Genomic DNA, 13,778 nt, shown 5'->3' with positions numbered 1-13,778 from the left:
CGCAAAGCGGAGCGAGATCGAATAGTTTCGACGGATCACTATCATCAGAACAGGCCCGAGTTTGTATACCGAAATAGCCATCGTCGTTCTTCTCACCATTCTCAATGGCGTCCTTGCAATGTCGGAGCTTGCGATCGTCTCCGCCCGCCCGGCCCGCCTCAAGGTCCTGTCGGACCAGGGAAGCCGGGGAGCGCGACTGGCCCTGCGGCTGGCTGAAGACCCCGGCCGTTTCCTGTCGACGGTCCAGATCGGCATCACCCTCGTCGGCGTGCTGTCCGGCGCCTTCTCGGGCGCCACGCTCGGCACGCGATTCTCCTCCTGGCTTTTGGCGCAGGGCCTTCCCGATGCCTGGGCGGACGGGCTCGGCGTCGGCACCGTCGTCGTGGCGATCACCTATCTCTCCCTCATCATCGGCGAACTGGTGCCCAAGCAGATGGCGCTTCGCGCGCCGGAAGCGGTTGCCGCCAGGGTCGCGCCGACCATGACCTACCTGTCCAAGGCCGCCCTTCCCCTCGTCTGGCTGCTCGACGGCTCGGGCAAGCTCGTTCTCGCCCTGCTCGGCCAGTCCGGAAAGAACGCCGACGGCGTCACCGACGAGGAGATCAAGACGGTTCTCGCCGAGGCCCAGAGCGCCGGCGTCATCGAAAGCGGCGAATCCGCCATGATCACCGGCGTCATGCGCCTTGCCGACAGGACGGCGCGCGCGCTGATGACGCCGCGCCGCGATGTCGAGCTGGTCGATATCGAGGATTCCGCCGAGGAGATCCGCAAGGCCATCCAGTCGACCTCGCGGACCCGGCTGCCGGCCCGCAAGGGCAGCTCCGACGAGGTTCTCGGCGTTCTCGCCGTCAAGGATTATTACGACGCGCTTGCCACCAGCCGGTCGGTCGACATCATGACGCTGGTGCGCGACGTCCCGATCATTTCGGACCTCGCCCCCGCCTCCTCGGTGATCGAAGCGATCCGGCGGTCGTCGCAGCATATGGTTCTCGTCTACGACGAATACGGCCACTTCGAGGGCGTCATCACCTCGGGCGACATCCTGGAATCGATCATGGGCGTTTTCGGCGATGCGGCCTCCGGCGAGGAGCCGGCGATCAAGCGGCGCGACGACGGCTCCTACCTCGTCTCCGGATGGACGCCGATCGACGAGTTTTCGGAATTCATGAACTTCCCGCTCGACGACGACGTCGAATATCAGACCGTCGCCGGCCTCGTCCTGGAGGAACTGAAGCACCTGCCCGAACTTGGGGAAACCTTCGTCAAGAACGACTGGAAATTCGAAGTGATCGACCTCGACGGCCGGCGCGTCGACAAGGTTCTCGTCAGCGCCCTGGCCAGGGACGAAGCGCGGGCGGAACTATGACCGGCGCGTCGCCGGTCCCAATGCAATCTGCGTAAGTTTCGCACCCGGCGCGCGCATTTCGGTCTGCCATTCTCATCGCCCGGCCCCATATCTTAATCCGGCCAATCAGGGGAAGCTCCATGTCCGCCACGACGACCCAGGATGCAGATCGGTTCCATCACGGCCAGCAGAAGTTTGCGGCCCTTCTGCTCGGCGCCGTCGGCGTCGTCTATGGCGATATCGGCACGAGCCCGCTTTATGCCTTCCGCGAGGCGCTGCGGCCCTTTTCCCATGACGGCGTGACGCCGAGCGAGGTCATCGGCCTGATCTCGCTGATGATCTGGACGCTGACGATCATCGTCACCTTCAAATATGTGCTGTTTCTCCTGCGGGCCGACAACGAGGGCGAAGGCGGAACCCTTTCGCTGCTGGCGCTGCTCATGAAGAAGAGCAGCCGGCATGCGACGGTCTTCTTCTTCGCGGGCATTATCGGCGCGGCCCTCTTCATCGGCGACGCCATGATTACGCCGGCCTTGTCGGTGCTCTCGGCGCTGGAGGGCCTGAAACTCGTGACCCCGGTCTTCACGCCCTATATCCTGCCGGTCGCCATCGCCATCATGCTGCTGCTCTTCCTGGTGCAGTCCGTCGGCACCGCTTCCGTTTCGAAGCTTTTCGGCCCGATCACCCTGCTCTGGTTCGTCGTCATGGGGCTCGGCGGCCTCATCCATCTCGCCGACGATCCCGCCATCTTCGCAGCGCTCAATCCGCTCTACGCCTTCGACTTCATCACCCATGCGGGCCTTGTCGGTCTCGTCGTTCTCGGCGCCGTCTTCCTGACGGTGACGGGCGCGGAAGCGCTCTATGCCGATCTCGGCCATTTCGGCCGCAAGCCGATCCAGGCTGCCTGGTTCGCCGTGGTCTTCCCGTCGCTGGCGCTGAACTATCTCGGCCAGGGCGGGCTGGTGCTCGCCAATCCGCAGGCCGTCTCCGATCCGTTCTTCCTGATGTTTCCGGAATGGGCGCTGCTGCCAGTCGTCATCCTCGCGACCGCCGCCACCATCATCGCCAGCCAGGCGGTCATTACCGGGGCCTTTTCGCTGGCGCGCCAGGCAATCCATCTCGGCTTCCTGCCGCGGCTGGAGATCTGCTTCACCTCGGCCGCCAATACCGGCCAGATCTACGTGCCGGCCGTCAATATCGCGCTGCTCTTCGGCGTGCTCGCCCTGATCTTCGCCTTCGGCTCGTCCGAGGCGCTTGCCACCGCCTACGGCATTTCCGTCACGGGCGCGATGGTCGTGACGACGGTCCTCTCCTTCCAGTTCCTGCGTGTCGTCTGGGGCTGGACGATGCTGTCGGCCGCCGCCGTCCTGCTGCCGCTCTTCGTGCTCGAAAGCGTCTTCCTCGGCGCCAACCTGCTGAAGGTTCACGACGGCGGTTATGTCCCCGTGCTCATCGCCGGCGCGCTGATGGTCATGATGTGGACCTGGAAGAAAGGCACGCTGCTGGTGCGCGAGAAGGCGGCGCGCAGCGAAATACCGCTGATGCCGTTCATCGCCTCGATCGAACGCAAGTCGGACCATTCGCCCGTCCAGGTGCCGGGAACCGCGATCTTCCTGACAAGCCTGACCGACATGGCGCCGGGCGTGCTGCTGCACAACCTGAAACACAACCGCGTCCTGCACGCCCGCAACGTGATCCTCAACATCAAGACCGCCCCTCGCCCCTATGTGCCGGAGGCGGAGCGGGTGACGATCGAAAAGCTCTCGGAGCGGTTCATCAAGATCCAGCTCCTGTTCGGCTTCATGGAAGATCAGGACGTTTCCAGGGCCTTGCCGCTCTGCCGCAAGGCCGGCTTCGATTTCGAGATCATGTCGACCTCCTTCTATGTCGGCAGGCGCAAGCTCGTCGGCGACCCGAATACCGGCCTGCCGGCCTGGCAGGACCGGCTCTTCATCGCCATGGCCGGCTTCGCCATCGACCCTTCCGATTATTTCCAGCTCCCCAGCAACCGCGTGGTCGAGCTTGGAGAGCAGATGGTGATCTGACGGGACCGGCGTGGATCGTCCGCGCCCGTCCCTTCGCCGCCATGCTCCCGGACAGGCGGAAGCGGGGCCGGCGGCAAGCCGCCGCGGCGGTTCCGCACGCGCCTTCAGCTTTCAATTTATCTGAATTTAAAAGCCAGATCATTTCATTTGTTTGAATCGATCCCGATACCTATATTTTAGCTTGTGACGATGAGGCTGATGAAAAAGGAGGCCGATCATGTCGCAAACAGCTTGCTTCAACATCCTCCAGGCTTTCTTCGCATTCCGCGCGCGCCTGTTTCGGGTGGTGCCCCGCGAGCGGATCAGGCAGGAAATGAAGCACTATCCGCCGCATCTCGCGGCCGATATCCGCGCCCTGCCCGCCCTCGACGAGCAGCAGCGATAGTTCAAAACCGCTTATGGTACTCATAAAATCTATTCGTTTGAATGATGAGTGCCGCGGCCCCATATTTCATCTCAAGGATACGGCAGACCCGTGTCCCCAAAGGAAAGGAAACGGCAATGACCACGATAACCTTCAGAGATGGCGGCAAGAGCCTGTCATCCTTTGGCAGATATTCTTCGCTCGGTTCCTATGCCAACAAGCTCGTGCGCGCATGGCGCCGCTGGCAGACGGAGCGCCAGATCGAATCCATGCCCTTCGACATCCGCAAGGATATCGGCTGGCCGAGCGCCGATGAAACCGGCAAGAACAGGGCTCACTAACGACAGGGCTCGTGAATGCAAGACCATGCAATGAATGCGACATACCTCCCAAGCTAAAGGCGGTGCCTGTCCCAAGCAGCACCGCCTTCTTCATATCCGCAGCCCGCATTTTCCCGCCCGATTTCATGGCGCTGCCGCGCCGCAGCCGCACTACTTGCCCGGCTCACGCCGCCGATCACCGGCGATGTCGCAGATTTGCTCTTCCTAGCCGCATTTATCCATGCCAGTGTCGCTTTTAGAACATCGGAACGACGCATTCCACGCGACCAATATGCAGTCGCCCTCGAGCATGGATTTTCCAATGAACAAGATGCAGCTCAAGAAACGTTCCATAGTCTTCTTCATGGTGCCGCAATTCACCATGCTGCCCTTTTCGGCGGCGGTCGATACGCTGCGCATCGCAAACCGCATGCTCGGTTATCCCGCCTATACGTGGCGTCTGAGTTCCGTCGACGGCGAAAAGGTCTATTCCTCCTGCGGCATCGGCGTGGAGGCCAATTCCTCGCTCGCCGAAGAGCGCCGCCATCTTGCCGGTGAAAACCGTCCGGGCATGGTGCTCGTCTGTTCCGGCATCGATGTCGAAACCTTCAACAACAAGTCCGTCAACGCCTGGCTGCGCGAATCCTACAATCGCGGCGTGGCCGTCGGGTCGCTCTGTACGGGCGCGCATGTGCTTGCCCAGGCGGGTCTGCTGAACGGCAAGCGCTGCGCCATCCACTGGGAAAACCTGCCGGGCTTCTCCGAGGCCTTCCCGCAGGCCGAGGTCTATGCCGATCTCTACGAGATCGACAACAATCTCTATACCTGCGCCGGCGGCACCGCCTCGCTCGACATGATGCTGAACCTCGTCGGCGAGGATTTCGGCGAAAGCCTCGTCAACCGCATCTGCGAGCAGCACCTGACCGACCGCGTGCGCAACCCGCACGACCGCCAGCGCCTGCCGCTGCGCGCCCGCCTCGGCGTCCAGAACGCCAAGGTGCTGTCGATCATCGAACTGATGGAAGGCAATCTCGCCGAGCCGCTGTCGCTGCTGGAGATCGCCGAAGGTGCGGGCCTGTCGCGCCGCCAGATCGAGCGCCTGTTCCGCCAGGAAATGGGCCGGTCCCCCGCCCGCTACTATCTGGAAATCCGCCTCGACCGCGCCCGCCATCTGCTGGTGCAGTCCTCCATGCCGGTCGTCGAAGTCGCCGTCGCCTGCGGCTTCGTCTCCGCCTCGCACTTCTCCAAGTGTTATCGCGAACTCTACCAGCGCTCCCCGCAGCAGGAGCGCGCCGACCGCAAGATGACCATGGCAACGGCCCGCCAGCAGGCGGTTGCGGCCTGAGACAATAACTGAACATGAAAGGCGGCGTCGCGGCCGCCTTTTTTCTGGGCATCTCTTTGGTTTGCGAGGGCGCCCCCTCCTCCCTCATGTTCGGGACAAGCCCGGGCACGGCGACAGGCACCGGCGACCGTGGCAATGACGACAAGACGGCAGCGGTTCTACTGCGCCGCCTCTTCCGTCATCCTGGCATCGGAATAGACAAGGTTGCGCCCCTTGTGCTTGGCCATGTAGAGAAACTGGTCGGCCGCATTCAGATGATTTTCGAAAGTCTCGTAGCCTGCGATCTCGGCGACCCCGATCGATACCGTCACGCCAAGGTCCTCGTCGTCGGCCGTCACCCTGAGGCGGGAAATATCCGAACGGATCTCGTCGCAGAGCTTGGTGGCGGCCAGCGAATCCATCTGCGGGAAGAGGATGGCGAATTCCTCCCCGCCAAGGCGTGAGAGAAGATTGTCGCTGCCTTCGAAAATCGCATGCAACCTGTCTGCGACGGCCTTCAGCACCCTGTCGCCGATCTCGTGGCCGTAGGTGTCGTTCAGCCGCTTGAAATGGTCGATATCGAGAATGGCGACCGAGCTTGGCAATTTCAGGCGCAGGCACTCGTTCACCAGCTTCGGGCCGTTGTCGTAGAAGTAGCGCCTGTTGTAGAGGCCGGTCAGGTAATCGCAGGCGGCGGCCGCGCGCAGCTGCTTCATCTGCGTCAGCGTTTCGACATTGTTGGCGATGCGGCACTGCAGCTCTTCGGCCACGAACGGCCGGTAGACGAAATCGCTGGCCCCGGCCTTCAGGAAACTCGCCGAGAGCATGCGGTCGTTCGAGGAAGATACGCCGATCACCCGCATCTTGTCCGAGCCGAACCGGTGGCGGATGCGCCGCGTCAGCTCGTAGCCGCTCATGTCGGGCATGTGGTGGTCGGTGACGACGAGTTCGATGTCGCTATAGGTTTCCAGCGTCGCGAGCGCCTCGAGCCCGGAACTCGCCTCAACGACCAGATATTGCTGGGCCTTGAGCAGATCCACCAGCGCCTGGCGCGCCGAAGCGACGTCGTCGACCACGAGCACGCGCGTCTTGCGGTTCATGAGCGCCCGGCGCACCGTCGCGACCAGATTGTCGAGCGCGAATTCGTTGTCCTTCAGCACATAGTCGATGACGTTGCGCTCCAGGATGCGGGCGCGCGTGTTGAGATCGAACGTGGCGGTAAAGACGATGGTCGGAATATGGTGTTCGATCGCGCAGTCCAGCGCCTCGCCATAGGGCGAATCCGGCAGGTTCAGATCGACCACGGCCATGCTGTAGTCATGGCCTTCCTGCGAAAGCTCCTCGCGCAGCGCCTTCAGCGAAGGGCAGCATTTGACGTTGAGGTTGAGCTCGGTCTGGAACCGATGGCACAGCACGGCCGAGAACATCCGGGAATCTTCAACCAGCAGTATGCGAACGCCCCCGAACCGAGGACCCGAAACATCTCGCTGAAACTCCCCCTGGAACGTCACAGCAGCCTATCCCCCCACACGCCCGAAGGGCTCGACTCGCCCTTTCTCGTAACGCGCGGGACGATAACCGAGAGCCCATCTTCCGTGAAGGGGACAAATGGCGACGGCAACACTTGTGATTGCATAAATATGCGCCGCCCTTGCGCCGCCCCGGTGCAGGCCGATCATCGGGCGGCACTCCTGTCGCTCATCTGTGCGGCCGGGTCAGGCAACGGCGCGCACCTTGCGCATGGACTGGATCTGCAGGAGCGTGTCCAGGTTCTGGTTGACGCGGCAGTAGAACTCCTCGTCGATGAACGGGCGCAGCATGAAATCGTTGCCGCCGGCCTTCAGGAACCGTGCCGACAGCAGGCGGTTGGAAGAGGAGGAAACGCCGATGATGCGCAGCTCGTGCGAACCGATCGAAGCGCGGATGCGGCGCGTCAGCTCGAAGCCGTCGATGTCGGGCATGTTGTAGTCGGTCACCATCAGGCCGATATCGCGGTTGGCCTTGAGGATCTCCAGCGCCTTGGCGCCGTTCTCGGCGGTGCTGACGCGGAAATTATAGCGCTTCAGGCGGCTCGACAGCAGCGCGCGCGCAGTGGCGCTGTCGTCGACGATCAGCACGTGGTGGCGGTGGTTGGTCAGGAAGCGGCAGATCGATTCCGCCAGCAGGTCGACGGCAAAGACATTGTCCTTGAGGATATAGTCGACGATATCCTTGGCCAGCAGCTTGTCGCGCATGCCTTCCTGGAAAGTGCCGGTGAAGACGATCGTCGGGATCGACAGATCGACCAGATATTCCAGCGCCTCGCCGTTTTCGGCGCCCGGCAGGTTGATGTTGGAGATCGCGAGCGTGATCGGCTCGGAAGATTTGTCGTAGGAGAGCTGCAGTTCCTCAAAGGTGCGGCAGATCTCGACTTCGATATCGAAGAGCTCCTTCAGGCGCTTTCCGATCATCGAGGTGAAGACGTTCGAATCTTCAGCGAGGATAATACGCGCGCCGGCAAACATTTCTCCGGAATATTGCATTCCCGAAATACCTAGAAACGCCATGGCAAACCTTTAAAGTGGAAATTCTGTCCCCGAACGGAACGGTTACATGAATTCGTTTGAGTAATTGTTAATCGGCGAGCCATAGCCAGCTATGAAAAAGGCGGCCGAAGCATCGGCCGCCCATTTCTTCTTCATATGCTTAATAATTCAGCTTCTAAGGGCCGCATTCTCGGCGTCGAACGGGCTCTCGCCAACGACGGTGGCATTATAGGTCGTGCCGAGGATCTTGATCTTCAGCCTCGTGCCTTCCTTGGCATAGTCGGGCCGCAGCATGGCAAGTGCGAGCGACCGGTTGATGCGGAAGCCGAACGTGCCGTTGGTGGCGCGCCCGACAAGCTCGCCCGCCTCGTTGTAGATCGCCTCGGAACCGCGCGCATCGACATCGTTGCCGGTCTCGACGACGAGCGTCGCGAAGTTCCACTTCAGGCCCTTCTCCTTGTAGGCCAGCAGGCCGTCGCGGCCGAGGAACTGCTTCTCCGGCTTGATGAAGCGGTCGAGGCCGGATTCATAGGCATTGTACTCGATCGACATTTCGCGCGGGATCAGGCGGTAGGATTTCTCCACCGACATGGACAGCATGGCGCGGATGCCGAAAGGCTTGATGCCGAATTCGGCGCCGGCTTCCATCAGCTTGTCGAAAATATAGTTCTGCATCTCGATCGGGTGATGCAGTTCCCAGCCGAGCTCGCCGACGAAATTGACGCGCAGCGCATGGGCGCTCGCCGCGCCGACCGAGATCTCCTTGCCGGACAGCCAGGGGAAATCCTTGTTGTCGAGGCTGGTGCGCGTCAGCTTCTTCAAGACGTCGCGCGATTTCGGGCCGGCAAGCACCAGCACGCCCCAGGCCTGGGTGATCGGCGTGAACTTGACGCTGCCGTCAGCCGGCAGGAGCTTGCGCATATAGTCGTGGTCATGCGCCTCGTAGGCGCCGGCCGAGACGAGGTAGAAGGTGCCGGGGGCGCTTTCATAGACGGTGAACTCTGCGCGCACGCCGCCTTCCTTGGTCAGCATGTGGCAGAGCGCGATGCGCCCGCGCTTCTTCGGGATCGCATTGGCGAAGATCGATTCCAGCCATTCGCGTGCGCCGGGGCCGGTCACCAGCGCCTTGGCGAAGGCCGACATGTCGAGCACGCCGACATGTCTGTGAACGTTCAGGACCTCGTTGCCGACATGCTCGAAATAGTTCGAGCGGCGGAAGGACCATCTTTCCAGAATGCGGCCGTCTTCGGTCGGCGCCGAGTGATTGTGGTTGGTCAGCACGTCGGCGCCGACGCCGATCTGGTCCTTCGGCAGGTCGTAGCCTTCGGGCGCAAACCAGTTGGCGCGTTCCCAGCCGTAGACGGAGCCGAAGACGGCGCCGAGCTTCTTCAGCCGGTCGTAGACCGGCGTCGTCTTCAGCGGACGGGCAGCCGCGCGCTCCTCGTCCGGATAATGCATGGTGAAGACGTTGGCATAGGCCTCCTCGTTCTTGGCGATGAGATAGCCTTCCTTGGCATAGGGGCCGAAGCGGCGCGGGTCCACACCCATCATGTCGACGGTCGGCTCGCCGTCGACGATCCATTCGGCCAGCTGCCAGCCGGCGCCGCCGGCAGCCGTAATGCCGAAGGAATGGCCTTCGTTCAGCCAGAAGTTCTTCAGCCCCGGCGCGGGGCCGACGATCGGGTTGCCGTCGGGCGTATAGGCGATGGCGCCGTTATAGACCTTCTTGATGCCGACTTCGCCGAAGGCCGGCACGCGGGCGATCGCCGTTTCGATATGCGGCATCAGCCGCTCCAGGTCCTCCTGGAACAGCTCGTATTCGCTGTCGTCGGACGGACCGTTGACATAACAGGCCGGCGCGCCGTGTTCGTAGGGGCCGAGCAGCAGGCCGCCGTTTTCCTCGCGCATGTACCAGGCGCTGTCGGATTCGCGCAGGACACCCATTTCCGGCAGGCCCTTGGCCTTGCGCGCCAGAATGTCGGGATGCGGCTCGGTGACGATATACTGGTGCTCGACCGGGATGACCGGAATGTTGATGCCCACCATCTCGCCGGTCTTGCGGGCAAAGTTGCCGGTGCAGGAGATGACGTGTTCGGCGGTGATCTCGCCCTTGTCCGTCGTCACCTTCCAGAGCCCGTCGGGCTGCTGTTCGATGGCGGTGACGGTCGTGTTGCGGTAGATCGCAGCACCCCGGTCGCGCGCACCCTTGGCAAGCGCCTGGGTGAGATCGGCCGGCTGGATATAGCCGTCATCGGGATGCTGGATGGCGCCGAGAAGCCCGTCGGTCTCGCAGAGCGGCCAGATTTCCTTCACCTGCTCCGGGGTCAGGATATTGACCTTGACGCCGATCGTCTCGGCAATGCCGGCGTAGTACATATATTCGTCCCAGCGGTCCTTGGTGCGGGCGAGACGGATATTGGAGACCTGGCTGAAACCGACATTCATGCCGGTCTCTTCCTGCAGTTCCTGATAGAAGCGCACGGAATATTTATGGATCTGGCCAACCGAATAGCTCATGTTGAAGAGCGGCAGCAGGCCCGCCGCGTGCCAGGTCGAGCCTGACGTCAGCTCCTTGCGCTCGATGAGCACGCTGTCGCCCCACCCCTTCTTCGCAAGGTGATAGAGCGTCGAAACGCCGACCACGCCGCCGCCGATGACCACTGCCCGCGCATGTGACTTCATGGAGAAATACCCTCTTCAACCGAATGTCCGAGCCCGGCCCGGACGAACCATGTCGCGAACTATGCCGCGAGGCATGCGCCGCAAGAGGCCTGTTTACGACATGGGAAAAGCTTGCCGCGACGAGGCGCAAATAGACAAGCGTCAAAAGCCGCAAGCCTCGAAAAATCGCAAAACGAGCGGTGCCGCAGCCGGAACCGCCGTTACTTGACGACGGCCGAGCCCTTGACGATCTCGATCGTCTCGTCGCCGGAAAGCCCGATCCGGTCGCCGTCGGGCGTCGTCATGAAACATCCGGAGGGGCAGATCCGCTCGGATGCGCCGGCATCCACGACGACCTCCACGCGGTTGCCGCCTTCGGTGACGGTCAGCACCACCGGCGCGTCATCCTTGTTGGTGACGGAGGCGGCAAGCGCCGGAGCGGCAGCGGAAAGGAGAAGAAGAAATGCGACTGCGGATCGTGCCACGACATGCGACATAGGCTGCACGCCCTCCCCTGGAGCGCTCGTCGCCGCAAAGGCGGCGATCGGATGCTCCAGCTTATAGCGCAGACCCGTGAACGAGCGCTGAATGCCCCGTTCAGCCTTTGAGCTTGCCGTCCGCCGTCTTGCCGCGCAGCTGGCGGACCGGCTGTTCCTCTTCCTCCGCCTCGTCGATTTCGGCTTCGGGTTCGGCGGCCTCGGGCCTGGCCGGCTTTTCGACAAGCACCTTCTCCACCTCCGCATTGGCCTGCCGGTGGATGGTCAGGTCGCTCTGCGGCAGCGGGATCTCGATGCCTTCGGCCTTGAAGCGCCTGAGGATCTCGATCCTCAGATCGTTGCGCACAGCAAGCCCGTCGCCCATGTCGGCAAGGAAGAAGCGCAGCTCGAAATCGAGCGAATAGGGACCGAAGCGCAGGAATTCGACATGCGGTTCCGGGTTGCGCAGGATCAGCGGCACGGCCGCCGCCAGCTCCAGCAGGATGTCCATCACCTTGCGCGGATCGGCCTCGTAGCTCACGGAAACGGGGATTTCCGAACGCCCGAGCTTGTTGCGGTGCGTCCAGTTGCCGACGAGCCCGTTGATAAGCTCCGAATTCGGCACGATGATCGACTGCTTGCGGAAGGTCTCGATTTCGGTGGCGCGCACCGAGATGCGCTTGACGATGCCTTCGGCCGTGCCGGAAACCACATGGTCGCCCACCTTGAAGGGGCGCTCGACCAAAAGGATGAGGCCCGAGACGAAGTTCGAGACGATATTCTGCAGGCCGAAACCGATACCGACCGATAGCGCCGAGGCGACGAGCGCGAGGTTGGAAAGGTCGATGCCCGCCGCCGAAACGCCGAAGATCGCCGCCACGCCGACGCCGAGATAGCCGATGCCGGTCTTGACCGAATTGCGCACGCCGAGATCGACATGGCTGCGCGCCATGACATTGCTGTCCAGCCACTTCTGCACCCAGCGGGTCGCCAGATAACCGCCGGCAAAAAGCAGGATGCCGGTGAAGATGCCGACGAGCGAAATGCTGATGCCGCCAAGCCGCACTTCGGTAAACAGCCGATAGGCAAGCAGCTGCAGGTCCTGCACATGGAAGCCCCAGAGCAGCAGGATCAGCGGAATGCCGGTCAAAAGCGCCACCGCATAGATCAGCAGGCCGACCACCAGCCCCACCTGATCGATCGCCACCGGCCCGAGCTTGAAGCGGGTTTCCAGGAAGCGGCCGAGCAACGTATCGCCGAAATTGTCCTGCCGCGAGATCGCCTTGCCGAGCAGCAGGCCGATATAGGTGGTGACGATGATGGCGCTGGTGATGATGAGCTGCGTGGCGATGAAGCGGGCAAGCCCGACATAGCCGGAAAGCGCCATCAGGATCAGCCCGGCGCCGAACACGCGCAGCAGGATGCCCATGCCCCGCGGCCAGTGGCGGCCCGGCGCATCCGGATCGCCGTTCTTCGCCAGCATCGGCTTTCCGAAGGAAACGGCAATCAGGATGAGGCCGATAATCAGCGCCGCAAACAGGCTGCGCACCACGGTCACGACAAGCGGCGATCCCATCGCCTCGCTGACGGTGCCGAACAGATAGTCGAGCGCGTTGACCACGGCCATGGCGATCAGGCAGTAGCCGACCGAGCGCGCCCCGAGGTTCGACAGGCGCACCAGGCGCCACGGCGGATCGTTCGGCGCAAAGACGGCGTTGACGAAGCGGCCGACGAAATAGACGAGGCCGATCGAGCCGAAGAGCGCGGCAATGACCGGCGTAATGTCCGGCCGCAGCACGTTGAAACCGTCGAGGAAGATGAAGGATGTGACGAGCAGCACGTCGAGCGCCGCGGTCCGGATCAGCGTCGACCAGAAGGCGAAGGCAAGGCGGCTGATGTAGGACGGCTGCTCGACGCTTTCGTTGCGCCGCAGATACTGGCCGAAGACCCGGTAGCTGCCGGAAAGCAGGATCAATGCCGTTCCAAGCGACAGGAAGATCGCCGCAAACAGCGGAAAGCGCTTGAACTTCCACACAAAGGTGATCCAGCTCGACAGCGCCTGCGAGAACTGGTCCACCTCATGCACGAAGGCGCTGCCCGCATCGTCGAGAACCGAGATGGAAATATCGGTTCGCCGCAGCAGCGTATCGGCAAAAAGCTGGCGCCGCGTCGTGGTGATCTCGTTGGAAAGCTTGGTGATGGCGATCGACAGGTTCTCGGCGTCGCCCGTGACCGCATTGATCTGCGAACGTTCCGATGTCAGCGCGTTGCGCTCGTCGGTGACGATCTGCGCCTCCGGCGGCTGCCCGTCCTTCGGCGGCTCGCCAAGCTCGGCCAGGCGATTCTTGATCTGGTCGAAGCGCGGGCGCAGGCTGACGGACGTGGCGATCACGCCGCGGCCGAGTTCGTCCGCCTTGCCGGCAAGCTCGACCAGCGCGTCGTCATTGTCGGCATTCTGCTTGACGCGGTCCTGCAGCGAGGCGAGCTCGTTCTTGGCCTTGTCGATATCCTTCAGCGCCTGATCGAGCGCGCCGTTGGCAAGCGGCGCCTCGGCGGCCGGAGCTGCCTGCGTCTGCATCTGCGTCTGGGGCTCGGCCGCCGGCTGCGGGGCCTGCGCGAAAGCGCTCCTCCCATCGAGATGCAGGCCGGCGACAGCCAGCGACAGCAGAAGAACGGTGCGTAAGAGCCAATGTGTCAAGCGCAAGAGATCCCCGCGTG

At 62.7% G+C, this 13,778-nt stretch carries 10 protein-coding genes; 5 read left to right on the top strand and 5 right to left on the bottom strand.

Going from position 1 to position 13,778, the window contains the following annotated elements; translation table 11 throughout:
* The first annotated feature begins 61 nt into the window (after positions 1 to 61).
* The 5 genes from ACU8HS_RS17405 to ACU8HS_RS17385 all read left to right on the top strand — a co-directional run bounded on the left by ACU8HS_RS17405 (position 62) and on the right by ACU8HS_RS17385 (position 5,419).
* Complete coding sequence (locus ACU8HS_RS17405) at positions 62 to 1,366, top strand: hemolysin family protein (RefSeq protein ID WP_112569649.1); 1,305 nt, start codon at positions 62 to 64, stop codon at positions 1,364 to 1,366.
* A gap of 119 nt (positions 1,367 to 1,485) precedes the next feature.
* Positions 1,486 to 3,390 (top strand): potassium transporter Kup, encoded by a 1,905-nt coding sequence (locus ACU8HS_RS17400; protein WP_112569647.1) that lies wholly within the window; start codon positions 1,486 to 1,488, stop codon positions 3,388 to 3,390.
* Between the two features lie 217 nt (positions 3,391 to 3,607).
* Complete coding sequence (locus ACU8HS_RS17395) at positions 3,608 to 3,775, top strand: hypothetical protein (RefSeq protein WP_447014772.1); 168 nt, start codon at positions 3,608 to 3,610, stop codon at positions 3,773 to 3,775.
* Between the two features lie 116 nt (positions 3,776 to 3,891).
* On the top strand, positions 3,892 to 4,095 hold the full coding sequence (locus tag ACU8HS_RS17390) for a hypothetical protein (RefSeq protein ID WP_112569645.1): 204 nt from the start codon (positions 3,892 to 3,894) through the stop codon (positions 4,093 to 4,095).
* Positions 4,096 to 4,396: 301 nt separating this feature from the next.
* Positions 4,397 to 5,419, top strand: coding sequence for a GlxA family transcriptional regulator (locus ACU8HS_RS17385; RefSeq protein ID WP_112703260.1), 1,023 nt, complete (start codon positions 4,397 to 4,399; stop codon positions 5,417 to 5,419).
* Positions 5,420 to 5,577: 158 nt separating this feature from the next.
* Here ACU8HS_RS17385 and ACU8HS_RS17380 read toward each other — a convergent pair whose 3' ends face one another.
* From ACU8HS_RS17380 to ACU8HS_RS17360, 5 genes are all read right to left on the bottom strand, one after another.
* On the bottom strand, positions 5,578 to 6,909 hold the full coding sequence (locus ACU8HS_RS17380; RefSeq protein WP_112569639.1) for a diguanylate cyclase: 1,332 nt from the start codon (positions 6,907 to 6,909) through the stop codon (positions 5,578 to 5,580).
* 204 nt (positions 6,910 to 7,113) lie between these two features.
* Positions 7,114 to 7,944: a response regulator gene (locus tag ACU8HS_RS17375; protein WP_112569637.1), complete on the bottom strand. Its 831-nt coding sequence runs from the start codon at positions 7,942 to 7,944 to the stop codon at positions 7,114 to 7,116.
* A gap of 147 nt (positions 7,945 to 8,091) precedes the next feature.
* Positions 8,092 to 10,605, bottom strand: a complete 2,514-nt coding sequence (locus ACU8HS_RS17370; RefSeq protein ID WP_447014771.1) for a GcvT family protein — start codon at positions 10,603 to 10,605, stop codon at positions 8,092 to 8,094.
* A gap of 200 nt (positions 10,606 to 10,805) precedes the next feature.
* Positions 10,806 to 11,081: a hypothetical protein gene (locus ACU8HS_RS17365; protein ID WP_112703258.1), complete on the bottom strand. Its 276-nt coding sequence runs from the start codon at positions 11,079 to 11,081 to the stop codon at positions 10,806 to 10,808.
* 100 nt (positions 11,082 to 11,181) lie between these two features.
* Positions 11,182 to 13,764 (bottom strand): mechanosensitive ion channel domain-containing protein, encoded by a 2,583-nt coding sequence (locus ACU8HS_RS17360; RefSeq protein WP_447014770.1) that lies wholly within the window; start codon positions 13,762 to 13,764, stop codon positions 11,182 to 11,184.
* Positions 13,765 to 13,778 lie beyond the last annotated feature (14 nt).

The sequence above is a fragment of the Rhizobium sp. KDH_Rht_773_N genome (assembly GCF_052946295.1).
Note: the sequence above shows the minus strand (reverse complement) of the source record. Positions and strands in the feature narration are given on the sequence as shown.